At 62.3% G+C, this 25532-nt stretch carries 21 protein-coding genes and 1 pseudogene; all 22 read right to left on the bottom strand.

Annotated elements, in window-relative coordinates:
- Positions 1 to 197 precede the first annotated feature (197 nt).
- Positions 198 to 2210 (bottom strand): annotated as a pseudogene (gene scpA, locus NKG95_RS12335) (methylmalonyl-CoA mutase); the annotation flags it as partial.
- A gap of 251 nt (positions 2211 to 2461) precedes the next feature.
- Positions 2462 to 3691 carry an acyl-CoA dehydrogenase family protein gene (locus NKG95_RS12330; RefSeq protein WP_353040792.1) on the bottom strand — a complete coding sequence of 410 codons (1230 nt, stop codon included), beginning with the start codon at positions 3689 to 3691 and terminating at the stop codon, positions 2462 to 2464.
- A 49-nt stretch (positions 3692 to 3740) separates the two neighbouring features.
- A complete protein-coding gene (locus tag NKG95_RS12325; protein WP_353040790.1) occupies positions 3741 to 4511 on the bottom strand; it encodes an ABC transporter ATP-binding protein in 771 nt (256 codons plus the stop codon).
- Between the two features lie 27 nt (positions 4512 to 4538).
- Positions 4539 to 5879, bottom strand: a complete 1341-nt coding sequence (locus NKG95_RS12320) for an ABC transporter substrate-binding protein (RefSeq protein ID WP_353040789.1) — start codon at positions 5877 to 5879, stop codon at positions 4539 to 4541.
- Between the two features lie 95 nt (positions 5880 to 5974).
- Positions 5975 to 7033: a branched-chain amino acid ABC transporter permease gene (locus NKG95_RS12315; protein ID WP_502913945.1), complete on the bottom strand. Its 1059-nt coding sequence runs from the start codon at positions 7031 to 7033 to the stop codon at positions 5975 to 5977.
- A 2-nt stretch (positions 7034 to 7035) separates the two neighbouring features.
- Positions 7036 to 7917, bottom strand: coding sequence for a branched-chain amino acid ABC transporter permease (locus NKG95_RS12310; protein ID WP_353040785.1), 882 nt, complete (start codon positions 7915 to 7917; stop codon positions 7036 to 7038).
- 7 nt (positions 7918 to 7924) lie between these two features.
- The gene (locus NKG95_RS12305) at positions 7925 to 8692 is read right to left on the bottom strand and encodes an ABC transporter ATP-binding protein (protein ID WP_353040783.1); all 768 of its coding nucleotides are present in this window, start codon (positions 8690 to 8692) and stop codon (positions 7925 to 7927) included.
- Entirely contained in the window at positions 8692 to 10113 is a 1422-nt protein-coding gene (locus tag NKG95_RS12300; RefSeq protein WP_353040782.1) for an LLM class flavin-dependent oxidoreductase, read from the bottom strand. The genes NKG95_RS12305 and NKG95_RS12300 overlap by 1 nt, the downstream gene beginning before the upstream one ends.
- Positions 10114 to 10398: 285 nt before the next feature.
- The gene (locus NKG95_RS12295; protein WP_502913942.1) at positions 10399 to 10905 is read right to left on the bottom strand and encodes a flavin reductase family protein; all 507 of its coding nucleotides are present in this window, start codon (positions 10903 to 10905) and stop codon (positions 10399 to 10401) included.
- A gap of 27 nt (positions 10906 to 10932) precedes the next feature.
- Entirely contained in the window at positions 10933 to 12363 is a 1431-nt protein-coding gene (locus NKG95_RS12290; protein WP_353040780.1) for an FAD/NAD(P)-binding protein, read from the bottom strand.
- The gene (gene ssuD, locus NKG95_RS12285; protein ID WP_353040778.1) at positions 12360 to 13535 is read right to left on the bottom strand and encodes an FMNH2-dependent alkanesulfonate monooxygenase; all 1176 of its coding nucleotides are present in this window, start codon (positions 13533 to 13535) and stop codon (positions 12360 to 12362) included. The genes NKG95_RS12290 and ssuD overlap by 4 nt, the downstream gene beginning before the upstream one ends.
- Positions 13536 to 13691: 156 nt before the next feature.
- Positions 13692 to 14939, bottom strand: a complete 1248-nt coding sequence (locus NKG95_RS12280) for an SfnB family sulfur acquisition oxidoreductase (protein WP_353040776.1) — start codon at positions 14937 to 14939, stop codon at positions 13692 to 13694.
- On the bottom strand, positions 14936 to 15727 hold the full coding sequence (locus tag NKG95_RS12275; RefSeq protein WP_353040774.1) for an ABC transporter ATP-binding protein: 792 nt from the start codon (positions 15725 to 15727) through the stop codon (positions 14936 to 14938). Before NKG95_RS12275 ends, NKG95_RS12280 begins: the two co-directional genes overlap by 4 nt.
- A gap of 65 nt (positions 15728 to 15792) precedes the next feature.
- Complete coding sequence (locus tag NKG95_RS12270; protein WP_353040772.1) at positions 15793 to 17124, bottom strand: ABC transporter substrate-binding protein; 1332 nt, start codon at positions 17122 to 17124, stop codon at positions 15793 to 15795.
- A 62-nt stretch (positions 17125 to 17186) separates the two neighbouring features.
- A complete protein-coding gene (locus tag NKG95_RS12265) occupies positions 17187 to 18224 on the bottom strand; it encodes a branched-chain amino acid ABC transporter permease (RefSeq protein WP_353040770.1) in 1038 nt (345 codons plus the stop codon).
- Positions 18225 to 18227: 3 nt separating this feature from the next.
- On the bottom strand, positions 18228 to 19124 hold the full coding sequence (locus NKG95_RS12260; RefSeq protein ID WP_353040769.1) for a branched-chain amino acid ABC transporter permease: 897 nt from the start codon (positions 19122 to 19124) through the stop codon (positions 18228 to 18230).
- A complete protein-coding gene (locus NKG95_RS12255; RefSeq protein ID WP_353040767.1) occupies positions 19124 to 20026 on the bottom strand; it encodes an ABC transporter ATP-binding protein in 903 nt (300 codons plus the stop codon). The genes NKG95_RS12260 and NKG95_RS12255 overlap by 1 nt, the downstream gene beginning before the upstream one ends.
- 51 nt (positions 20027 to 20077) lie before the next feature.
- The gene (sfnG, locus tag NKG95_RS12250) at positions 20078 to 21178 is read right to left on the bottom strand and encodes a dimethylsulfone monooxygenase SfnG (RefSeq protein WP_353040765.1); all 1101 of its coding nucleotides are present in this window, start codon (positions 21176 to 21178) and stop codon (positions 20078 to 20080) included.
- A gap of 23 nt (positions 21179 to 21201) precedes the next feature.
- The gene (gene msuE, locus NKG95_RS12245; RefSeq protein WP_353040763.1) at positions 21202 to 21771 is read right to left on the bottom strand and encodes an FMN reductase; all 570 of its coding nucleotides are present in this window, start codon (positions 21769 to 21771) and stop codon (positions 21202 to 21204) included.
- Between the two features lie 192 nt (positions 21772 to 21963).
- Positions 21964 to 22851 (bottom strand): ABC transporter permease, encoded by an 888-nt coding sequence (locus tag NKG95_RS12240; RefSeq protein ID WP_353040761.1) that lies wholly within the window; start codon positions 22849 to 22851, stop codon positions 21964 to 21966.
- The gene (locus tag NKG95_RS12235; RefSeq protein ID WP_353040759.1) at positions 22848 to 23807 is read right to left on the bottom strand and encodes an ABC transporter permease; all 960 of its coding nucleotides are present in this window, start codon (positions 23805 to 23807) and stop codon (positions 22848 to 22850) included. The genes NKG95_RS12240 and NKG95_RS12235 overlap by 4 nt, the downstream gene beginning before the upstream one ends.
- Positions 23808 to 23883: 76 nt before the next feature.
- Entirely contained in the window at positions 23884 to 25521 is a 1638-nt protein-coding gene (locus tag NKG95_RS12230) for an ABC transporter substrate-binding protein (RefSeq protein ID WP_353040757.1), read from the bottom strand.
- Between the last annotated feature and the right edge of the window lie 11 nt (positions 25522 to 25532).

Genomic DNA, 25532 nt, shown 5'->3' with positions numbered 1-25532 from the left:
TGCAGTATCACGTAGGTGAGATGCTGACGGGCCGAACGATTTTGATTGGCGGGCGGGCTTAGTCGGTGGGAACTATCTCGCGCCGCCAGTCATCTTTCTGGTTCGAGGATCATCAACCGCAGTAGTCGCCGAGGGCGCCGCCATTCACTACGCTGCGATGTCTCAGTCCCGGTTCCTGCGCTCCTGGTCCTGCGCGCCTATGCGTTTCGGCGCTTGCCTTCCAAGAGATCCAAGACGGCGCTCGCGGCGTCCAACACACTAGTGCCGGGACCGAACACCGCCGCCACGCCGTGGTCGATCAGGAACTGGTAGTCCTGGCGCGGAACGACGCCTCCGCAAATGACGATGATGTTTTCCTCGCCTTTAACCTTCAGCGCGTCGATCAATTGCGGCAGCAGCGTCTTATGGCCAGCTGCGAGCGAGGACACGCCCACGACATTGACCTTAGCGGCGATGGCCAGATCGGCCGCCTCGCCCGGCGTCTGAAACAACGGTCCGGCGACGACTTCGAAGCCGATATCGCCAAAGGCAGAAGCGATGATCTTGGCGCCGCGATCATGGCCATCCTGGCCGAGTTTGGCGACCATGATCTTCGGGATGGCCCCGCGCGAAGCCGTGAAGTCTTTGAGGCGCGAGACCAGCGTCTTGAACTCCGGCTCCTGGTCAAAGGCTTTGCCATAGACGTTGCTGACCACCTCGGGTACCGCCGTATGATCGCCGAACGCCTCACGCATGGCATTTGAAATCTCCCCCACGGTCGCGCGGGCCCGTGCCGCCTCGATCGCCGCTGCGAGGATGTTGCCTTCGCCGCTAGCTGCGACCTGGCTAAGTGCGACAAGCGTATCGCCGACGCGCTGGGGATCGCGCTGGCGCCTGGTCTTTTCGATGCGGGCAATCTGCGACTGGCGCACGGCTCCATTGTCAATGTCCAGGATATCGATCTGGTCCTCGGTCTCGAGCCGGAACTTGTTAACGCCGACTATGACCTCTTCGCCCTTATCGACGGCAGCCTGACGGCGTGTGGCCGCCTCCTCGATCAGCCGCTTGGGCAGTCCGGAGGCCACGGCTTTGGTCATGCCGCCCATCGCCTCGATCTCTTCGATTAGCGCCCAGGCTTTTTCGGCGAGCTCATTGGTCAGGGTTTCTACGTAGTATGAGCCCGCAAGAGGGTCGATCACCTTGGTGACGCCGGTCTCATGCTGAAGAATGAGTTGCGTGTTGCGGGCGATGCGTGCCGAAAACTCAGTCGGCAACGCGATCGCCTCGTCAAAGGAGTTGGTATGCAGGGATTGTGTGCCGCCAAGCGCCGCGGCCAACGCTTCATAAGCAGTTCGCACGATGTTGTTGTAGGGATCCTGTTCCTGCAGAGACACACCCGAGGTCTGGCAATGAGTGCGCAGCATCAGGGATGAGGGCTTCTTCGGTTCAAACTCATCCATGATCCGCGACCAGAGCAGCCGGGCGGCGCGCAGCTTGGACGCTTCCATGAAGAAATTCATGCCGATGGCGAAGAAGAACGAAAGCCGGCCGGCGAACTCATCGACGTTCAGGCCCTTGGCGATCGCCGCCCGGACGTATTCGCGGCCGTCGGCCAGAGTGAAGGCCAATTCCTGGACCAGCGTCGCGCCGGCTTCCTGCATGTGATAGCCGGAAATCGAGATCGAATTGAATTTCGGCATCTCCCTTGCCGTGTATTCGATGATGTCGGCGATGATCCGCATCGAGGGTCCGGGCGGATAGATGTAGGTGTTGCGGACCATGAACTCCTTGAGGATGTCGTTCTGAATGGTTCCGGAGAGTTTTTCGCGCGCGACGCCCTGTTCTTCTCCCGCGACGATGAAGTTCGCCAGGATCGGGATCACCGCGCCGTTCATGGTCATCGAAACCGACATCTCGTCGAGCGGAATGCTATCGAACAGGATCTTCATGTCCTCGACAGAATCGATCGCAACGCCAGCTTTGCCGACGTCGCCCTCGACGCGGGGATGGTCTGAATCGTAGCCGCGATGCGTGGCAAGATCGAAAGCCACCGACAGGCCCTTCTGTCCGGCGGCGAGCGTCTTGCGATAGAAGGCGTTGGATTCCTCGGCTGTCGAGAAGCCGGCATACTGACGGATGGTCCAGGGCCGCCCAGCATACATTGTAGCGCGCGGCCCGCGGAGGAACGGCCTCAGGCCCGGCAACGAATTGAGGTGGGCGATCTCGGCGAGTGATAGAAAGCAAATGAGGCCAGTGTCCTGGGGTGCCCCTGTCGGAGAAAACATTCACCCTTCCCTGCCCCCACAAGTGCTGCGCCGATTTCGCCTCTGCACCTTTGACGAACCTGCTGGACGTCGGAGACATCAGCAATCGCCGCTAGATCCAATGAGATATTGCCCAGGGACGGCCCGGGAGCGCGTAAAGAGGCCGTGTCGACACCCGGTACCTGCCAGCGCATCGCGCTGAAGGTCGTGTGCATGGCCTACAACGGACTGCGCCCGATCCGCCACTGATATGGCGGTGGCGTTCCGTTGACTGCGTAGTCGCCAACGATGCGGTCCTTGTAGATGCGTGGGTTGTGCGAAGACAGAGTACGGGCATTGCGCCAATGACGATCGAGGCCGATCGGCTTCCTGGTCGAGGACGCACCCAGCGCATCGAAAATAATCGTCGACGCTTCAAGAACAAGATCCGTGACGACCGTCACCGCTTGCGACGTCTCGAGTTCGGCGATGGCGTTGGCCTTTTCCTCGGCATCGGCATCGCCAGCAAAGTGTGCCTGATAAGCGCGTTCGATCGCTTGCGCGACCTGCAAAACGATGGCGCCAGCCGCGTAGGCGTTGCTGCGAATTCGGCCGACGACCTGAAGCACTTGCGGATCCTGGCTTGAGCGCGGGCCGGCGGCATTGGAGTATGAGCGATTGCGCGCGGCAACGGCGGCAGCAGTCTCGTTGGCTATCGCCCGGCCGATACCGGCGAGCGTGGCAAGATGCACCAGCTGGTAGAAGGCAGCGCCATAGCGGAACTTGTCATCGTCGACCACGACATCATCCGGGTCGACTGTAGCGTCAGTAAAGATCGTAGTGCCGCTGGCCGTAAGGGTTTGGCCAAAACCGTCCCAGTCGTCGACGACATCGACGCCCGGATCGTCTCGGCGCACTTGCACGACGATGCCTTCACCCTCGAGCCCCGTCGCACCGACATCGATCCAGTCGGCGAACAGCGAGCCGGTGGTGTAGTACTTGGTGCCGTTGAGCACCAGCCTGTCGCCCTTGTTCGAGATGCGGGTCGAGAAAACGTCCTGTCTGGCATCGCCGATCTCGGTCCAGGCATTGCCGGCGATCTCGCCGCGAGCAATCCGCTCTGTCCAGCGCTTGCGGCTCCAGCCAGCTGTCTTGTTGACGACATCCTCGACAAAACCAAAATGACCGCGCAGCGCCTGCGTGATATTGGAATCCGCTGCCGACAGCTCGATCAGGATGTTGGCGAGTTCGGGCAGGGTCGCGCCAAGACCACCTTCGGCTTCGGGTATGCGCAGCGCGCCCAGGCCCGCCTGTTTTAACTTCGCAATCTCCGCTACCGGCAGTTTGCGGCTAAGCTCCCGCTCGATCGCGCCGCCAGCGATCTGTGCAAATATCGGCCGGAACCGTTCGGCCAGTGTCTCATAGCGAGCGCTGGGGCCTGCGCCCCAGGCGCTATCGATCTGTGTCATTTTTGCATTGTCCTGAAATTAGCCGCCCCAATCGGTGCGGGCGAGGCGGTCAGTGAGATTTGGCGACATTGGCACCGCCCAGGTAGAAGTCCTGGACATCCTCACGGGCTCGCAGTTCCTCTGCCGTTCCCGCCAGAACAACGCGACCGTTTTCAAGGATGTAGCCGTGGTCGGCATAGCGAAGCGCGAGATTGGCGTTCTGTTCGGCAAGCAGGAAGCTGACGCCCTGCTCCCTGTTCAGAATGCGGATGATATCGAAGATTTCCTGCACGATGATCGGCGCGAGACCCATTGACGGCTCGTCCAGCAGCACAAGGCTCGGCTTGGTCATCAGCGCACGACCGATGGCCAACATCTGCTGTTCGCCTCCGGAGGTCAGGCCGGCCTTGACCTTGCGCTTCTCCTTGAGGCGAGGAAACCATGTGTAGATCCGTTCGACGTCGCGCTGCAGGTCTGCCCTGCTCGGCTTACGGACGAAGCCGCCGGAGAGGATATTTTCTTCGACCGTCAATTGCGCAAAGCAATGACGACCTTCCAGCACCTGCACGACACCTCTGGCGACGAGCCGGGAAGCCGAGAGGCCACTGACCGGTTCGCCCTGCCAGAGGATACTGCCGCGGCTGACCTTGCCGCGCTCAGGTCCGAGCAGATTGGAGACCGCCTTCAGCGTCGTCGTCTTGCCCGCGCCATTGGCGCCTAGCAGGGCAACGATCTTGCCCTGCTCGACCTTGAGCGACACGTTGCGCACCGCCAGGATCGCCTGACCATAGAGCGCTTCCATATTCTGGATCTCAAGGAAGCTTTTTGCTGCAATGGTCATGGGTCGATCCTGTCAGTGGGGTTGGTGTCAGTTCGTTGCTACACGGGGCTCGATGCCCTTTTCCTTGGCGTAGGCGGCCGCCTTTGCCTTGATGACATCTGCAAACAGCGAGGCGTCGGCCTTGATCCAGTCGGTCCTGGTGTCCCAGGACTGACCGTTCCATTGGATGATCTTGGCAGCGATGGTTTCGCCCTTGTGGTTGTCAATGGAAGTCTTCAGCGGACTGATGAGGCCTTCCGCGCCAAGCTCGGCGATCCGCTTCTGATCGATGTCGAGGTGTTCGAGCGCCCACTGGCCTTCAGCAGCGGTCAATGGCCTTTTTCCGAATTTCTTGTGGCCGGTGCGCAGCGCTTCGACGAAGGTGATGGCTTCGATCACGCCGTAATTGTAGTAAACCGTGCCGAACTTCGAATTGTCCTTCAGGTCGGACTTGCCCTTGTCGAGGATATCCGCCTTGAGCGTCTTCAAGATGCCGTAGTTGGTGCCCGGCGGAAAGACCGAGACGGCGAGGTAACCATTGGCGGCGGCGCCCGCCGGACGGGCGTCGTCTTCCGAACCGCTCCAGATATCGCCGATGATGCGATCGGCGGGGAAGCCGACGCGGGCCGCTGTCTTGATCGCCACCGGCGTCATGACGCCCCAGCCGCGCAGGAAGACCCAGTCGGCGCTTCCACGGCGGATCTGCTGCCACTGTGTCTGCTGCTGTTCGCCGGGATGCGGAACGGGGATCTGGATGTCTTCGAAGCCATATCTCTTGGCAAGGATGCCGAGCGGCTCGATCGTATCGCGGCCATAACCGCTATCGTGATAGAGCGTCGCGATTTTCAGCCCCTTGAGCTTGTCATAGCCGCCCGCCTGTTGGGCGATGTAATCGACGACGATCTGGGCTTCGCTCCAATAATCGAACACCAACGGATACTGGTAGGGGAACACGCGACCATCGGTGGCGATGTTCTGGCCACCGCCAGGGCTGACGATCGGGATCTTGTCGATGCGAGCCTTGTCGGTGAGTGCCACGTCGAGACCGCTCGAATGCGGATAGATTGCCGCCGTCAGCGCGCCGTTGTAGCCGTTTTTGTAGCGTTCGTAGCATTCGATGCCGCGCTCGATCGTGTAAGCCGTCTCGCATTCCTGGATCAGGATCTTGACGCCATCGACGCCGCCCTCGACCTCATTGATGTAACGGAGATAATCGATGTTGCCGGCACCGAACGGAATGAACGATGGAGCATAGGGCCCGGTGCGGTAGGTAAACAGCGGATAGAGCTGTTGGCCGGTGCCGTCTTCGGCGAAGGATGCGCTGCTCAGAAGCGTGACGGCCATTGCGGCAGCGGCCGCCAGCGACATGGTCTTGGTTAACAATGACATTGTGCAACCCTTGTTTGAGTGGTTTTGGGAAAGTGACGACTGATGCTTGGGAGGAGGCGAAAGACCCGGCGCCGAGGTGTTTCGTCTGTCTGAGTTCAGTTGGATGATCGTGCTCGCGAGCGAAGGGCTTCCACGCCGCGCCTTCCGAGACTCGACAATCCATCCGGCTCCTTGATCAGCAGCACGATGATGATCGTACCGAAGATGATGTGTTGCAGGTTTGCCAGCGCGCCCTGATCGCCCAGGAATGACAAATCGATGATCAGCGACAGCCGGTCGAGCAGGATCGGCGTCAGCACGATGAAGGCGGCGCCTAGAAAGTTGCCGAATATGGTTGCAACACCGCCGATGATGACGATGAACAGGATCTGGAACGATTTGTCGAGATTGAACGCATGCGCGTCCGAGGTGCCAAGATATCCGAATGCCCAGAGCGATCCGGCGATGCCAAGGAAGAACGAGCTTATGGCGAAGGACAGCAGTTTGCGGCGCGCAACGCGGATGCCTATGACCGAGGCAGCCACATCCATGTCGCGGATCGCCATCCATTCACGGCCGACCCGGCTCTTGACGATGGCGAACGCCAGCGCGATGAGCAGCGCCGTGGTTGCAATCACGAGATAGTAGCGGTCGGTGGCCGACTGGAGGTCATAGTCGAGGATCTGCAGTCGAGGCGCCGAGATGGTCAGCGACTGGCTGTCATTCGAAAACCAGCTGAAATTGGTGAACAGCCATTCGAAGGAGAACTGTGCGCCGAGGGTCGAGGCGCCAAGATAGAAGCCCTTGATGCGCAGCGACGGCAATCCGAAGATGACGCCGGCAATCGCTGCGATCAGGCCGGCAAAGATCAGAACCACCGGCAGCGGCAAGAACGGCGCGCGCAGCAGCAAATTGTAGGTCGAGAAGGCGCCGATCGACATGAAGGCGGCCGAACCAATCGACACCAGCCCGGTGTAACCCATCAGCAGGTTCAGGCCGATGCCGGCAAGCCCCATGATCACCGTCGGGATGATGATCGAGCTCAGCCAGTAGTCGTCGGCAATGGCCGGCACCGCAAAGGCGGCGATCAGGCCAGTGACGACGGCAATGGTGCCAACCCCAAATGCAGGCCGGCGCAGCGGCTTGGACGGAGCGGATTCCTGCAGCGTGGTCATCATCAGACCCTTTCGATTTCGCGGTCGCCAAACAGGCCGGCCGGACGTATGAGCAGGAAGCCGACAGCGAGGATGTAGGCAAACCAGGTGGAAACGCTGCCATTGACCAGCGGGCCGACATAGATGTCGGCCAATGCCTCGGTCGCGCCGACGAGCAGGCCGCCGGCGATGGCGCCCGGGATGGAGGAGAAGCCGCCGATGATCAGCACCGGCAGCGCCTTGAGCGTGACTAGCGACAGCGAATATTGCACGCCCTGGCGCGATCCCCAGACAAGGCCCGCAACCAGGGCCACGATGCCGGCGACGCTCCAGACGATGCGCCAGATGACAGGTAGGCGGATGCCGATCGACTGCGCCGCAAGCGTGTCGGCAGCCACCGCGCGAAGCGAGATGCCCATGCGTGTCTTGTTGAAGGCGACGGCCAGTGTGGCGACCAGCGTCAGCGCGATCAACGACGCAACAATGTCGAACTGGCTGACATAGATGCCGCCGACCTGTACGGCAACATCGGGGATGCCGAGATCGAGCATGTGAACATCCATGCCCATCAGCAGTTGGGCAAAGCCCTCGATGACATAGCTCAATCCCAAAGTGGCCATGAACAGGGTCAACGGATCGCGGTTTCGCAGCGGCCGCAGCACCAGCCACTCGATCAGTATCGCCATCACCACCATGACAAGCGATGTCACGATGAAGGCCACGGCGAATGGCATGCCTTTCTCGGTCAAGGTGACGAAGGTCAGCGCCGAGAAAAGCAGCATCGCCCCTTGCGCAAAATTGAAGACGCCGGATGCCTTGTAGATGAGCACGAAGCCGATCGCGACGAGTGAGTACATCACCCCGGCAAACAGGCCACTGACCAATGTTTCAAAGAAATAGGACATGAATTCCTCAGTGAACCGTGCCGAGATAGGCGGCAATCACATCGGGGTTCTTGCGCACCTCGTCAGGTGCCCCGTCCGCGAGCTTGCGACCGTAGTCGAGCACCACCACATGGCTGGCGAGGTTGAGCACGATGCCGACATCGTGTTCGATCAGCACCACGGTCGAGCCGACGACGCGATTGACCTCGCGGATCACGCGGCTCATCTCTTCCTTCTCTTCCTGGTTCATGCCGGCCATCGGTTCGTCGAGCAGCAGCAGCTTGGGGCCGGAGACCAGTGCGCGGGCGAGATCAACGCGTTTCTGCAGTCCGTAAGGAAGTGTCGAAACTATGCTTTCGGCATGACGGTCGAGCCCGAGGAAAGACATGGTGCGCTCGGCGTGGGCAAGGAAGCCGCGGCGCTCGGCACCGTCCCTGCCCAGCCGGAAGATATTTTCGAAAAAGCTGGCGGTGCCATGACGAGAAAGGCCGGCCAGCACGTTCTCGCGCACCGACAGGCGGCGGAACAACGCATTGTGCTGGAAGGTCCGGCCGATGCCGAGATCGGCTGCCTTCTGCGGATGGATCGCCTCGAAGCGCAACCCATCGAAGACAATGTCGCCGGCGTCGGCGCGATAGACGCCATTGATCACATTGAGAAGCGAGCTCTTGCCGGCGCCATTCGGCCCGATCAAGGCACAGATTTCACCCTTGGCGACACTGAAGCTCAGCGCATTGAGGGCTCGTACCCCCTTGAAGGACAGCGACACGTCGTGGAGTTCCAGCAGGCCGCTCATCACGCATTCACGGATTTGAGTCGGGCCGCCGCACCACGGTCGGCTTCGCGACGCTTGAAGGCTTCGATGTCACGGTACCCGTCGGCCGGATGCGTCGTAGGAAGATAGGGCCCTTCGCCGAACAGTTTTTCGCGCAACGTGCCGGGCTTATAGGCGGTGGGATAGACGCCGCGCTTCTGCAATTCCGGCACCAGCAGGTCGACGGCGGCCTCGAAGCTTTCGGGCGTCACCGCATAAGCGAGGTTGAAGCCATCGACCCCGGTTTCATCGACCCATTCCTGCAGGATGTCGGCGATGGTGCCAGGCGAACCGACGAAGACCGGCCCGACGCCGCCGATGCCGCCCCATTTCGCCAGTTCCTCGACGGTCCAGGCCTTGTCCTTGCCGGCAAAGTGCTCGACCATCGAAACGATGGCGTTTGTCTCGACCTTCTTGAGCGCGTCGGTTGGCGCATACTGACCGAAATCGATGCCGGTCCAACCCGACATGAACACCAGTGAGCCATCATAGGACGTATAGCTTTGATATTCCTCGAAGCGCTTCTTCGCCTTTTCGTCGGTCTCATCGACAATCAGCGTGGTGAGATTGTAGATCAGAACTTTCTTCGGATCTCGGCCCGCGGCGGCGGCCTTCTGGCGGATTTCGGAAACATAGGCCTTGAGCAGCGATTTGGTCGGCGCGCCGACGAAAACGCACTCGGCATGCGCAGCGGCGAATGCCTTGCCGGGACCAGAGGCACCCGCCTGATAGAGAACCGGGGTGCGCTGCGGCGACGGCTCCGACAGATGGTAGCCAGGCACCTCGAAGAATTTGCCCTTGTGGCCGATCTCGTGAACCTTGCCGGGGTCGGTGAAGATGCCGCGGACCGGATCACGCAGCACCGCGCCCTCTTCCCAACTGCCTTCGAACAGCTTGTAGAGCACCTCGACATATTCGGCCGCGACCTCGTAACGGTTGTCATGGCTTTTCAAGCCAGTCTGACCGACATTCTTGGCGCCGCTTTCCAGATACGACGTGACGATGTTCCAGCCGACGCGGCCCTTGGTATGATGGTCGGCGGTCGAAAGGCGGCGGGCGAATGTGTACGGATGTTCGAACGAGGTCGAGGCTGTAATGCCGATGCCGAGATGTTCGGTTGCAAGCGCGATCGGCGCGGCCAATTGCAACGGATCATTGACCGGAATCTGCGCCGCTTGCTCGATCGCGTGGTAGTTCGAGCCCTTGTAGACGTCGTAGTAGCCGATGACGTCGGCGATGAATATGCCGTCGAAAATACCGCGCTCGAGCGTCCGAGCCAGATCCTGCCAGTAGTCCAGATCCTTGTATTTCCAGGACTTATCGCGCGGATGCTTCCAGAGACCAGGGGATTGGTGGCCAACGCAATTCATGTCGAAAGCGTTGAAGCGAATTTGCCGACCCATCCGTCACTCCTTTGATAGCCCCGTTGGGCGACTGCGGGAGGAAACTAACGACATGGCGGTCGTCAACGAAGACAGAATATAATGTCTATGGAATATATAGAGAATTATTATTCCGCCCTGAGCCGAGATCATGGTTTTTACCGAAGCGCAGTAGATTCGGCGGCATCGTGAAAAGACATGCACACGGCGAGATTGCGCCGTGAACGGACATTGGCCATGCTCCGGAAAGCGCACAGGCGCAATGTGATTTCGAGGAGACGGATTCGCGCAGGATAACTTCGGCACTCACGACGATCCATAGGCGCCGTGATGATAGATCAGTGCCGGACCGGGCTCTCCGCTCACCACATGCCGGACGCTGCCGAGGATCAGCGCATGGCTGTGGCGAATAATGGTATCCTCGACGGTGCAATCGACCGCGGCAAGCGCACCTTCGAGCGCCAATGCGCCGCTTGCAAGGGTGGACCAGCGTGCACCCTCGTAGCGCGCCTGCCCCTTGAGGCCGCCTCGGCCAGCAAAACGGTCGGCAATCGCGATCTGGTCGGCGCGTAGCACATTCACGCAGAAGTGCCGATGCCGGCTGATGGCTGCCCATGTCGACGAGCTCAGGTTGATGCTGACGACCATCACCTCTGGTTCGACCGACAAGGAATGGGCGGTGGTAATTGTTGCGCCTGTCCGCTCGTCGCCAATGCCTGCGGTGACCACGGACACGGCTCCGGCCAGGTGTCGCATCGCAAATTTCAGGGGAATCCGGGTTTCATCCGGGAGAATGCGTTCGGTTAGTGTCATCTGGATAGCCTCATCGTGTTTGCAGCTTCACGACGCCCTGCGACGCAACGCCGTCTGGTATCCCAACCATTGGTGAATTTCGGTGGCGATGCCCTCGGCATGGGCGGTGACTTCAGGGATGCCCATCAGCTCGCCGACGCTGCCGCGCGCCAGTGGCCCGCTGATGAAAATATTGTCGGCCGGGTGACCTGACGCACCGACCGCGCGGCCCTGTCCGTAGGTCTCCAGACCGAGGCCGGCTGGGTCAAGACGGACCAGGCCCAGATGTCCAAGGGTGGCAATCGCCGTGTTGGTGCGAAGAATGTCGGCATGCGCCGGCCCGGTCGTGACGATCACACTGTCGAACGTCTCGACGATGAGGTCGTGTCGGCGCCTTGGCCGCTGCGTGACGCGGATACGCCCGTCGACCTCTTCGGCCTCGACAATCGATGCGGCGCGATAGGCGAGCGTGCCCTCGGCAAGACGTCGATCCAGCACGGCTGCTACCTGCGGCGCGATGCGGAAGCGATGCACGTCCCAGAGCGCGCGAAGATGGCGCACCACGCGGCGTTGCTCGGCGAGCGGCAAGGCCTGCCAGATCAACTGCCCCTGACGCCGGACAGCGTCGAGGACGGGATACCAGTCTTCGCCCTGTCGCGTTGCTGCCGCGATCGTGGCCCGTATGTGCCGGAGCAGCTCTGTCGCGCTGCGTAAAGGCAGGCTGGTGAAGTCGCCAATCGGGTCGCCCTGCATCGCGGCCTGCACATGCGAGCGATAGCCATGGCGCGACAGTGCCGTGATGCGGCCGCGATGACCTCTGCGGTCGAGCGTGGCGATGACGTCGGCCGAGGTCAACCCGGTGCCGACGATGAGAACATGGTCATCGCGCCCGATCGCCTGCAGCCGTTCGAGATCGTAGGGATTGGCCACCAACCCGGCGACAGTGGCCACGCCGCGCAGCGGCGCCGGCAGCGCCGGCAATGGATGCGTCGCCGCGATCACCACAGCATCGGCGGCAAGCGTTACGCCATCGGACAGGACGAGCCGGTAGCCCTCGCCATTGCGCGCGACCGAAGCAACCTCGGCCCTGACATGGCGGATCGCTTTGCTCTGCAGGAAGGGCTGCAGATGGGATTCGACATAGCGGCCGAAGACCCGGCGCTGCGGGTAGATCGCACCGCTGGCGGCGATGGCCGCCGCGTCATCAACGATGGCGCCGGTCTGCTCCAGCCAGTCGGAAAAATGGCCGGCCTCAGCGGAGATCAGTGTCATCCTGGAGGCCCGCACGTTGATGCGGTGCGAAGGATCGGCCGTGGAATAGGCCAGGCCGTGGCCGAGCCCCTCGCGCGGTTCGACGACCACGATATCGGCCACACCAGTCGGCAACAGCCGCGTCAGGTGAAAGGCGGTTGCGGCGCCGGAAAAGCCGCCGCCGATGATGACGACCGCCGGTTTGCTGGCCAAGTGGGAAGTGCTCAAGATTGGCTCGCGCGCAGCGCCGACGGGCGATGATCGCCGGCCACGGTTTCGCCGAACGGCCCCATGTTCACGGTTGTGGGCCGCGTCGAGATTTCGTGATCGAGCGGCAACAGCGGCAGCACCAATTCGCCGAAGCGATAGGCTTCCTCCAGATGCGGATAGCCGGACAGGATGAACGTGTCGATGCCGATGCGCCGGTATTCATCGATCCGCTCCGCCACGGTCGCCGCATCGCCGACCAAGGCGGTACCGGCGCCGCCGCGCACCAGGCCAACGCCGGCCCACAGGTTCGGGCTGATTTCGAGCTTGTCGCGGCTGCCTCCATGCAATCGGCTCATGCGCGACTGACCGACGGAGTCCATGCGGGCAAAAACCTTCTGCGCCTCGGCGATCGTCTTGTCGTCGAGGCGGCTGATCAGCCGGTCGGCATCGGCCCACGCCTCGTCATTGGTTTCGCGAACGATGACATGCAATCGGATGCCGAAGCTCACTTCGCGGCCGGCTTTTTCGGCAAGGCCTCGCACATGCTCGACCTTGGCCGCAACGTCCGCCGGCGGCTCGCCCCAGGTGAGGTATTTGTCGATCTGCTCGGCGGCGACTGCATTGGCTGCCTCCGACGAGCCGCCGAAATAGAGCGGCGGGTGCGGTGTCTGCACCGGCGGAAACAGCAGCCTTCCATCCTCGATGCGGAAATGCTTGCCTTCGAAGGCGACGGTTTCGCCGCGCAGCACCGCCTTGTAGATGTCGAGGAATTCCCGCGTCACCTCATAACGCTCATCATGGCTGAGGAAGATGCCGTCGCCCTTGTTCTCGACCGGATCGCCGCCGGTGACCACGTTGATTAGCAAGCGCCCGCCGGAGATGCGGTCGAGCGTCGAGGTCATGCGCGCGGCGAGCGTCGGCGACTGCAGCCCTGGACGGACCGCAACGAGAAAGCGAAGTCGTTGCGTCAGCGGCGCCAACGCCGACGCCACCACCCAGCTGTCTTCGCAACTGCGCCCGGTCGGCAGCAGCGCGCCATAATAGCCGATGGCGTCGGCCGCCTTGGCGACCTGGGTGAGATAGGGCAGGTCGACCGCCCTGCCCCCCTCGGAGGTGCCGAGATAACGGCTGTCGCCATGGGTGGGCAAGAACCACAGGACCTTGATCCTGTCGGGGGTGGCAGTGCTCATGAATAGTCCTTTGTATGTTTAGCCGACGCTCAGAGACTGTTTCGAAACTCGCTCTGGCGAGTCATATGGTGGTGGTTTCGAGAACCGGCGCGCAGCGAACGTTGGGTCCGTGAGCACCGGAAGCGCAGAAAACGCCATCAGATGGCCGCCAGAGTCTCAGCTCCAGGCGTGGAGCGGCGGGTTAACGTCGTTCAGATAATAGTTGCCGAGGATCGCGTATTTCCAGCGCACCGGATCGTGCAGCGTGTGGGTGCGGGCATTGCGCCAGTGACGGTCGAGATTGTGCTCGGCCAGTGTGGATCGCGTGCCGGCGAGTTCGAACAGTTTGTTGGTCGCGTTGATGGCGATCTCGGTGGTGAGGATTTTGGATTCGGCAACCGCAATCTGGGCTTCCGCGACGGTCTTCTCGTTTGGGTCGGCCACCGCGCGATCGACCGCAAGACCGGCCTTTTCCAGCACCGCCTCGGCCGCATTGGCGCGCAAGCGAAGGTCGCCGATAGCCTGGATGGTATAGGGATCCTGCCATGCATGATCGACGCCACTGTCGATCCACGCGCGCGACTTGGTGCGCACGAAGCTGACGGTTTCGTCGATCGCCGCCTTGGCGATGCCGAGATCGACCGCGGCCTGGATGATCTGGAAGACGGGTCCGTCGGCCGTCGGCTTGTTGTAACCCTTGTAGCCGGGGACGAGATGCGTCTTCGGCACCTTCACATTGTCGAGCAGCACCGTGCCGGAGAGTGTCGTCTTCTGGCCGAAGCTCGACCAGTCGTCGATAACGGTCAGTCCGGGCGCGCCGCGGTCGGCGATGGCATACCAGGCGCGGCCCTCATCATCGAGCGCCACGATCGGCACCAGATGGGCAAGCAGTGCGCCGCTCGAATAGAATTTCTGGCCATTGACGACGACATGGTCGCCGGCATCGACGAACTTGGTTTCGAAGTCGGCGGCACGCTTGGAGCCGAACTCGGAAAACGCGTTGCCGAAGCGCGTGCCGGACAACGCCTCGGCGAACAGCAGCTTTTTCTGCGCCTCGTCCGAGACGGTGCGGATGGCGGCCACGACGCCGAGATGGTTCTGCGGAATCTGGCCGAGCGAGGGATCGGCGGCCGAGATGATGGTGATCACCTTCGACAGCGTCACATAGGAAACCTCCGGCCCGCCATAGGCCTTCGGCACATTGATCGACCACAAGCCGCTCTGCGAAAACGCATCGAGCTCTTCCTTCGGCCAGATGCGTTCACGGTCCCGCTTCGAGGCTTCCCTGGCGAACTCAACGGCCAGTTTTTCGGCGATGGCGATCGCCTCGGCATCGGTCTTGATGACATGCGCCTTGGCCGACGGGCGCCCGACCGGAGGCACGGCGACGCGCGCGTCGGACGGCTGCTTGGATTGGATGGTCATGCTGCAGTCTCCTGGGGAAAGTGTTGCAATGGGAGCGGCGCGCCGCCGAGATAATAGGTCTTGATGTCATCGCGCTGGCGCAGGTCGGCAGCCGACCCTTCCAGCACGCTCTTTCCGTTTTCGAGCACGGTGGCGCGGTCGGCATATTTCAGCGCCACTGCCGAATTCTGCTCGGCGACAAGGATCGAAAGACCTTCATCCCGATTGAGCCGCTTCAAAGCGCCAAAAATCTCGTCGACGATCAGCGGCGCCAGCCCCATCGACGGCTCGTCCAGCACGAAAAGTCGCGGCCGCGACATCAGCCCGCGACCAATCGCCGTCATCTGCTGTTCGCCACCGGAGGTGAGGCCGGAGCGCGTGCGCCGCTTTTCGAGTAGTCTAGGGAACAGCGAATAGACGCGCTCAAGCTCAGCCTTAACGCCAGAGCGCGAGGACGAGCGCCCCAACGCGCCGGTCAGAAGGTTCTCTTCGACCGTAAGCGAGCGGAAACAGTGCCGACCCTCGAGAACCTGGACCAGGCCTTTGCGGACGAGGTGCGAGGGGCTTGCCCTTGAAACATCCTCGCCATCGAAAATGATCCGGCCGGCGGTGACAGAGCCGCGCTCTGCCGGCAGAAGATTGGATGCGGCGCGCAACAGCGTCGTCTTGCCGGCGCCATTGGAGCCGAGAAGCGCGACTATCTCGCTCTTGCCGACAGACAGGTCGACGCCGTGCAGGGCGGCGATGGCGCCGTTGTAGACGGCCTCCACGCGGCTGACCGACAGGATCGGATTTTCCGGGCTGGACATCGATAACTCCGCTGGGAAGATGGATGGCACGGCCGGCCCGTGGGCCGGCCGTGAGATCGTCAAACTCAGTTGCTGACCACCGCATCGGCGTCTTCGGCCGTGCGGATCTTGAGACCCCTTTCCTTGGCATAGGCCTCGGACGACTTCTCGATGATCGGGCGCAGCAGCTTCCAGTCGGGCGCGATCCAGTCGGAGACGACGTTCCACTTCTTGCCGTCCCACTGCTGGAAGGTCACGTAGCCGTCACCCTCGTGATTGTCCCAGGAGACGTTGATGGAGTGGAACAGGTCCTTGGCGCCGAGTGCCTCGACGCGCGCCGGGTCGAGCTTGAGATGTTCGAAGCCCCAGCGAACCTCATCGCCGGTCAGCGTGCGATTGCCGAACTTGGCCTGCGCGATGCGGATGGCTTCGACGTTGAGGATGCCGTTGACGATGCCGAGATTGTGGTAGACCGAGCCGATGCGGCTCTTGTCCTCGAGATTGCCCCTGCCGGCGTCGTAGACCGTCTTGACGATCTCCTTGACGACCGGATAATCGGCGCCCGACGCCTGGGTGGTGATCGCTGTATAGCCCTTGGCAGCGTCGCCGGCGGGGATGACGTCCTCTTCGGAATTGGACCAGACATTGCCGACGATGTGATCGGCCGGGAAGCCGGTCTTCTGGGCGGTCTTCAGAGCGACCGGGTTCATCACGCCCCAGCCGCGCAGCACGACATAGTCGGGATGCTCGCGACGAATGGTCAGCCACTGCGCCTGCTGCTCGTTGCCCGGATGCGGAACCTCGATCTGCGACAGTTCGAAGCCGTATTTCTGGGATAGCAGCTCATAGATCGGGATCGTCTCCTTGCCGTAGGGCGAGCCGTGATAGAGCACCACGATCTTCTTGCCCTTGAGCTTGTCGAGGCCGCCTTCCTTGGAGGCGATATAGTTCACGATTCCGGAAGTCTCGCTGTAGGGATTGAGCAGCAGCGGGAAGACGTAAGGAAACACGCGCCCGTCTGTGGTGTCCGTGCGGCCGTGGTTGATGGTGATCAGCGGCACCTTGTCATCGGTGATGCGGTCGATCATGGCGTAGGCGATGCCGACCGAGAGCGGGTTCCAGGCGGCGATGCCGGGATTGCTCTTCAGCCGCTCATAGACCTCGACGCCCTTCTCGACCTCATACTGGGTCTCGCCCTCGCTCCAGGTCAGCTTGACGCCGTTGACGCCGCCGTCGCGGATGTTGATCAGGTTGAGATAGTCGATGAAGCCGCCGAAGAAGCCGGTCCCGCCGGCGGCATAGGGGCCGACGCGGTAGCTCTGCAGGGGAAAATACTGTTCGTCGGCGTGAACCGCCGTCGCGCCGAGGACGAAGGCCGTGGCGATCGCCGCTTTCTTGAGGTGACTGAAGAAGGTCATGAGTTGCGTCTCCTGAGGTTTTGGGTCCGTGAGAGAATGTCGAGCGGCGCTCAGCTGGACCTTTAGCCGATCCGTCGTTTCAGGCGGTCGAAGAGGGCCGACAGCCCATTCGGTTCCGCGATGAGGAAGATGATGATGAGCGCGCCAAGCACGATGCGCTGGCTCATGTCGAGCACCCCCGAATCGAACAGGCCGCCGAACACGAAGGCGCCGAATCGGGACAGAAAGAGCGGGAAGACGACGATGAACGCCGCCCCCAGAAAGGCGCCGCGTATCGAGGCCAGCCCGCCGATGATGATGATGAACAGTATCTGGAACGAGCGGTCGAGATTGAAGCCGGCCGGCTCGACGGTGCGCAGATAGGTGAAGGCCCACAGCACACCGGCGACGCCGATGATGAAGGACGAAATGGCGAACGCCAGCAGCTTCGTGCGCAGCACCGCGACGCCTATCACCCGCGCGGCCGTTTCGTTGTCGCGCACCGCGATGAAGTTGCGGCCGGTGGCGCTTTTGACCAGGCGCCAGACCAGCGCCGTCAGCACGATGACGGTGGTGACGGAAAGCAGGTAGCGGCCGGTGGCGCCGTCGAGCGAAGACCCGGCGACGGCAAGGTGCGGCGCGGAAATCACCCCTGACGGATTGTCGTTGGAGAACCAGCCGAAATTGGTCAGTGCCCACTGCACGAAGAACTGGGCGGCAAGCGTCGAGACGGCGAGATAGAAGCCGCGCAGCCGCAGGCTCGGCAATCCGAAGATGACGCCGACGCCGGCGGCCGAAATCCCGGCAAGGATCATGGTCGCGGCCAGCGGCAGCCCCTCGACCCGCAGGTTGAAATTGTAGGCGGCGAAAGCCCCGACCGCCATGAAGGCGGAAGAACCCAGCGAAAGCTGGCCGCAATAGCCGGTCAAAAGGTTGAGGCCGACCGCCGCCAGGCTGAGCGCCAGGAAAGGCAGCAGGATCGCCTCGACAAGATAGCTGGAGGCATAGGCGGGGATCAGGCCGTAGGCGACGACGAGCAGCACGCCCGGCAGAGCGAATTTCCGAGTAAATTTCAGCCAGTCGATTGGAAGCCTTGCGGCATCGAGCGCTTGCACGGCCATCGGTCAGACCCTTTCGACGGTTTTCTGGCCGAACAGGCCAGAGGGGCGCACCAGCAGCACGACCAGCGCCAGCGCATAGGCGAACCAGCCTTCGATGCCGCCGCCGACGAAGGGTCCGAGATAGACCTCGGCGAGTTTTTCGGTGGCGCCGATGATGAGGCCTCCGACGATGGCGCCAAGGATGGAATCGAAGCCGCCAAGCACGAGCACTGGCAGCGCCTTCAACACGATCAGCGACAGCGAGAATTGGACGCCGAGGCGCGCGCCCCACAGCAGTCCCGCAACAAGCGCGACGAAGCCCGCAGCTGCCCACACCGTTCCCCATATCCGGGGGAGCCGCAATCCGACGGCAAGTGCCGCAAACTGGTCGTCGGCGACCGCGCGAAACGCCAGCCCGATCCGGGTCCAGTAGAAGAACGCGGTCAAGCCGGCCACCATCGCCGCGGCAATGCCTGCCGCCAGAAGGTCGAACGACGAGATCAGGATGCCGCCGACCTCGAAGGGCGTGTCGTCAATGCCAAGATCGAGCCCATGCACCTGCGTCCCCCAGATCAGCTGGGCAGCACCCTCGATGATGTAGGACAGGCCGAGCGTGGCCATGAACAGGGTCATCGGCGAGCGGTTGACCAACGGCCTGAGCACGGTTCGCTCGATGGTGAAGCCTAGCGCGACCATGACCGCGAAAGTGATTAGCAGCGCAAGCGCAAACGGGATGCCGCGTTCGACCAGGCTGACAAAGGTCAGTGCCGCGAACAGCACCATCGACCCTTGCGCGAAGTTCAGCACGCCCGATGTCTTGTAGATCAGCACGAAGCCGATGGCGACGAGCGAATACATGACGCCAGAGAGCAACCCGCCTACCAGCACCTCGATGACGAAGAGAAAATCATAGTAGCTCATCAGATGCCCTCGCCATCTTCGCCTTCGGCGGTGCCGAGATAGGCCCGGATCACGTCGGGATCGGCGCGCACTTCGGCCGGCGTGCCGTCGGCGATCTTGCGGCCGTAGTCGAGCACGGCGACGAGGTCGGAGAGGCCCATGACGACGCCGATATCGTGCTCGATCAGGATGATGGTGACGCCGTGCCGGTCGCGCGCGGCGCGCACGAACCCGGCCATCTCGGCTTTCTCGGTCGCCGTCATGCCGGCCATCGGCTCGTCGAGCAGCAGGATCTTCGGCTCGGCGACCAGGGCGCGCGCCAGTTCGACCCGCTTCTGCAGGCCGTAGGGCAGCGTGGCGACCAGACGATCGGCGACGGCCTCCAGATGCAGGAAGGCGATTGTCTGGTCGACCTTTTCGGCGATCGCAGCATCTTCGCGCCGGGCGCGCGGCAGGCCCGCAATATGTTCGACGAAACTGGCGCGCCTGGTGTGGACGCGGCCGGACGCGATGTTGTCGCGCACCGAAAGGCCGGGAAAGAGCGCCAGGTTCTGGAAGGTGCGCGCGACGCCCAGACGTGCCAGACGACTCGCAGGCACACGGGAGAATGACTGGCCGGCGATCGCGATCTTGCCGTGGTCGGCGTGATAGAGGCCGCTGATGATGTTGATCAGCGAGGATTTGCCGGCGCCGTTGGGGCCGATCACGGCGCGGATTTCGCCGCTTTTGACCTCAAGGTCGACATCGCTCAGCGCCGTGACGCCGCCGAAGGAAATGCCGATCCCGCTCAGGGACAGGATCGCATCGACCTTTGCCGACAGGCGCGCCGGGCGCGTGTCCGCAAGAGGACCAGCGCCAGCAAGAATGCCGGAGATTTCGGGCGCACGCTCGTAAACGGCGGCTCCCAGCGAAGCACCAATCATGACACGTTCCTGATTTTGAAGGAGCGCGCGGCCCGCAGGCCGCACCTTGGCCTATTCCGCGGCGACAAGCTCCCTGTCGCGCGCCGTTTCCAGTTCGCGCACCAGCGGGATGATGCGCTTGCCGAAGAACTCGACCTCTTCCTGGAAATGCAGGAAGCCGAGCAGGATCAGATCGGCGCCGGCGTCCTTGAGCTTGAGGATGCGTTCGGCGATTTGTTCCGGCGTGCCGATGAGATTGCTGCGGAAGCCATCATTGTATTGAACCAGATCCTCGAGGGACGACTTCGCCCAATTGCCCTCACCTTCCGGCGAGGCCTTGCCGGCGTTCTTGACCTGGTCGGCAAAGCCCTGCACCGCTTCGGGATTGGCCTTGGCGAGGATCTCGTCCAGCACCGCGCGTGCTTCCGCCTCGGTTTCGCGAGCAATGGCGAAGGCGTTGACGCCGATCTTCACCTTGTGGCCATTGGCTTTCGCCTTGGCCTTGATGTCGTCGACCTGCTTCCTGATCTCTTCGGGCGTGTTGCCGTTGGTGAAATACCAGTCGGACACACGCGAAGCCATGTCGCGCGCGGCGCGCGACGAGCCGCCCTGGAAAATCTCGGGCTGGGGATCGATCGGCTTCGGCTTCATCGAATAGTTGGTGAAGCGGTAGAAATCGCCCTTGAGCGTGAAATTGTCCTCGGTCCAGATGCCGCGCAGCGCGCGGATGAATTCCTCCGAACGGCGATAACGCTCGTCATGGTCGAGCCAGAGCTCGCCGATGGCGGCGAACTCGCCGCGGAACCAGCCGCTGACGACATTGACGGCGACGCGGCCATTGGTCAGGTGATTGATGGTGGCGATCTGCTTGGCTGCCAGCGCCGGATTCCACGGACCGGGCAGGATGGCAGCGATAACCTTGAGCGTCGTGGTGGCGGCGAGCAGCGCGTGGCTGAACGACACGGATTCGTGCTGGTTGTCGGCGCCGTAGCCGGCCGTGAAGCGGATCTGGCTCAGCGCATAGTCGAAGCCGTTGGCCTCGGCGATCTGGGCGAGCTTGCGGTTGTAGTCGATGTCCCAGCCGGTCCGCTGCTCGATGTTGGAGATGACCAGGCCGCCGGAGACGTTCGGAACCCAGTAGGCGAATTTCAGGCCGTCAGAATGAGACGTCATATCGTTGTTCCCTTTTTTGTGGCTCAGCCGACGCGCACAGTGACGGCGGCATTTGCATGATTGGAATTGAGCAGTGAAACCGCTTCCGAGGCGGCTCGCGAAATGCGTTCGCTTATCGCCGCGCCGACGATTTCAGCGCCGATGAAATCGTCGGGCGCGCCATAGACACCGGTCGGCACGGTAACCGCGCCAAAAAAGCTGAACAGCGGCCTGAGCTGATGTTCGAGAACCAGGCCATGGTATGAGCTTCCCCCTGTCGCCGCGAGAAGCACTCTCTTGCCGGCCAGCGCACGATAGTCGACGAGGTCGAACAGGTGTTTGAGGGCGCCGGTGTAGGAAGCGCGATAGACAGGCGTTCCGACCACGAGCAGATCGGCCTTCTCGACACGCTGGATGATCGCTTCGCCGGACGCGCCGAGGGCGCCACGGGACAACCCGACGAAAAGCGAAGGCGCCGCCTCGGTGATTTCGATCAGGCCGGTGTCTGCCGGGACGCGCAACGCGACTGCCTTGACCAGCGCGTTCACTACCGCGGTGGTGCGCGATGGCGTGCTTACGCCGCCGGATATTCCGAGAACCGATAGCCGTGCCAACTCGTCAATCTCCCAGACCCTGCATGCGCATCGGGTCATTTCCAAACCGGGGCAGACGATATTAGACAAAATCTATAGAGATAAGGAACAAGGTTTCGATTTTTCGCCTTTCAGGGGAAAAATCCGGTTCTGCTAATGTTCGGTAGCAGCGTCCATCTGGCAATGGCCGAGAAGGATCAAAACGGTTCGCATTCATCCGTCGATATTTTCAAACGCGCCTATTCCTTGGGCGATAAGGTTCGTTGCCATGACTAGTGAGACGATGGCTCCAGAGTTGAAGACGACGACCCACCATTTGCCACCGGTCAAGAAGCCATAGCCGTCGGCGACGGCTAGTCCCCAATCGGCGGAAGGCGGCTGGATGCCGAGACCGAGAAAACTCAGCGTCGCGATCGAAAAGAACGCATAGCCCAGCCGAGTGACGAGCTCGATCAGGATCGTTTCCCTGATATTGGGCAGTATCTCCAGGAACATGATGGCAAGCGCGCCCTCGCCGCCAAGCCGGGCGGCGCTGACATAGTCACGCTCCTTCTGCTCGCGCACGGCGGCGCGAACGGTCCTTGCCACCAGCGGCGCATAGGCAATGCCGATCACCAGAATGACGGTGACGTTCGATGGTCCGATCGCCACAAGCGTCATGGTGACGAGAACGATGAACGGAAACGCCATCAGCGTATCGAGCAGCCGCGCGCCGATGGCATCGACCAGGCCGTCAAAATAGCCAAGCACCAGGCCGATGATGCTGCCGGCCGCAACGCCGGTGAGTGTCGCCAGCGGCGCAACCAGCAGGATGTCGCGCGACCCGACGACGATGCGCGACAGCACGTCGCGGCCGAGCTGGTCTGTGCCGAACCAGTGCAAGGCATCGGGCGGCGCCAGCATCGCCAGAAAATCCTCGGCATAGGGATCGTAGGGAACGAAGAGATTGCCTGATACCGCGCATCCGACCCAGAAGAGCAGCAGCAGCGATCCAACCACGACCGAGGGCGCCAGCCTGGAAAGGGCGCTGCGAATCCTGCGCAATGCCGGCAAGCCGAGCAGAGCACGCCGCGGCGCGGGAAATTCCATGAGCTCCATCATGCCGGCGCTCGACGGCGTTGCCGCGGATCGAGCAAGGCCAGCACGAGGTCGCCTGTCGCCGCGGACAGCACGAAGATCGTCGCCATCACCAGGACGCCGGCTTCAAGCATCGGGAAATCGCGTGCCTTGGCCGCGTTGAGCACCAGATTGCCAAGTCCCTGGATGCCGAACAAAGCCTCGATCACCACCAACCCGCCAAGCAGGTATCCGGTCTGGGTCGCCAGCACCGCAATGGTCGGCGTCAGCGCATTTCGCAGCACGTGCCGAAGGATGATCTCACGCCGCTCGAGCCCTTTCAGGACGGCGGTGCGTGTATAGTCGGCCGCCATCGCCTCGATCACGCCTGCCCGCGTCATCCGCGCGATGTAGCCGGCAAGGTTCAGCACCAGCGGCAGCGCCGGCAGGATCAGATAGTAGCCATTCGTCCAGAAGCCCGCGCCATCGGGCGCGACGCCTGAGATCGGGAACCAGTTCAGCCACAGGCCGAAGACGATGAGCAGCATCAGGCCGGACACAAAATCCGGCACAATGCCGAAGGAAACGCCTGTCATCACGATCAACCGGTCGATCAGGCGGCCGGCATTGAGACCGGCGACGACGCCGGCGCCGACACCCAGCGGAACGAGGAAGATCAGGATGATGCCGGCAAGTGCGGCGGAGCGCTTGAGGCTTTCCAGCACGAAAGGCGCCACCGGCGCACGCATCGACAGCGAGGTACCGAAATCACCCGTGACCGCCTTGCTGAACCAGTGCCAGTACTGGACGAGAACGGGCTGGTCGACGCCGAGCTGCTTGTTCAGGGCCGCCACCGCTTGCGCATCGGCAAACGGCCCAAGCATGACGCGGCCGACATCGCCGGGCAGAACCTGCCCGGCAAAGAAGACCAGGATACTGACCAGCCATAGCGTGAGCAAAAGTGTGCCCACCCGCGCTGACAGGATGCGGCCGCTCAGCATCGAGTTTTACCGTCTCGCCCAAGAGCTGGTCCATCCCGATACGATCGGGACGGACCTCTATCTGTGGGTCCAGGCATCATGCCTGGACAAAGGAGACGCGGTCGAGCAGCAGATGCGAGATCGCCGTGAAGCGGACGCCCTCGACCTTGGCGCTGACGATGCGGCTGTATTGCGAGAAGTAGCCGATGATCAGCGGCGTCTCGTCGAGCAGCAAGGTCTGGATCTTGCCGGCAACGAGGCGCTGTGCCTGCAGATCACGCGCCTTCGAGTAATCGAGCAGCAGCGCATCGTAGGCCGGGTTGTTGAAATGCGCCGCGTTCCAGGCTCCCGTGCTCTTCAGCGTGGCGTTGAGGAAGATGTCGGGCGTGCCGCGATGGCCGAAATCGGTGATGCCGAGATTGGAGTCCAGCCATGGCGAGCTTCCGAATTTAGCCGAGCCGTAATAGGCGTCCTGCGGCAAAACGTTGAGCTTGATGTCGATGCCGGCCTTCTTGGCGAAGTTCTGGATCAACACCGCATAGTCGGGAATGTCATAGGCCCGTTCGGTGGTCAGCGTCACCTCGAAACCATTGGGCACGCCGGCTTCACCAAGCAACCGCTTGGCCTCGGCGATGTCCTGCTTGCGCTGCGGCACCGACGGATCAGCCGAGGAGAATATCGGCGCGAACGGGGTGTCGTTACCGACGACGGCGCGGCCCTTCAGCAGGCCCTTCACCACCGCCTCGCGATCGAGGGTCAGCGCCAGCGCGCGGCGGACGCGCTTGTCTGTGAACGGCGCCTGGTCGGTTCGCAGATGCACCTGATCATGCGAGCTGGCCTGCACGCTGAGCAGCTTGAAGTTGGGATTGCCCTCGATCGCCAGTTCCAGGCGCGTCGTGCTCGGGATGACGTCGAGCTGGCCGGCCTGCAGCGCCAGCACCTGGGCCTGCTCGTCGTCGAAGAACTTGATCTCGACACGATCGGGAAGTGCCTTGTCGCCCCAGTAATCGGTGTTGCGCACGAAGCTGGCGCCTTGCTTGGGACGGAAGGATTCGAGCTTGAACGGGCCTGTGCCGTTGAAAGTCTTCTCGAAATCGCCGGCATAGTCGGCCGGCAGGATGACGGCATTATAGACGTCGGAGGAGACATAGAACGGGAAGTTGCTGTTCGGACCGTCCAGATCGAAGGCGACCGTCTCGTCGTCGACCAGCTTGGCGCCACCCTTGGACAGGATGCCCTTGTAGGCCGACAAGGCCGACGAGCCGCTGGCGGGATCGACCAGCCGCTCGAAGCTCGCCACCACATCCTTGGCCGTGACCGCGCGGCCATCGTGGAACTTCACCCCTGGCCGCAATTTGAAGGTCCAGCGGCTGGCTGTCTCGTTGGCCTCCCAGGACAAGGCGAGCTTCGGCTGCAGTCCGTCCTTCGGATCGTCGAGGATCAAGTACTCGCCGACCTGGCTGAGCACGCCGATGCTGGCCGGATCGGTGACCGTGACGGGATCGATGGCCTTGGTCGGCTGGCCGAGGCCGACACGGACCGTGCCGCCGGCGGAGGCCGCGGCGCGCGCGCCGCCGAACCCCTGCGAGGCGGCAAAGCCTGTCAGGCCGAGCAGTGCGGCGTATTTCAGCAGATCGCGGCGCTTGAGAAGACCACCCTGATATTCGTCGACGGCGACATTCCAGATGTCCCCCGACAGATTGCGCAGTGAGTCGATATCGTTACGTTTGATCATGTTGAAACCCC

It is taken from the genome of Mesorhizobium sp. M1423, from assembly GCF_040317575.1.
Classification (GTDB): Bacteria; Pseudomonadota; Alphaproteobacteria; order Rhizobiales; family Rhizobiaceae; genus Mesorhizobium.
Note: the sequence above shows the minus strand (reverse complement) of the source record. Positions and strands in the feature narration are given on the sequence as shown.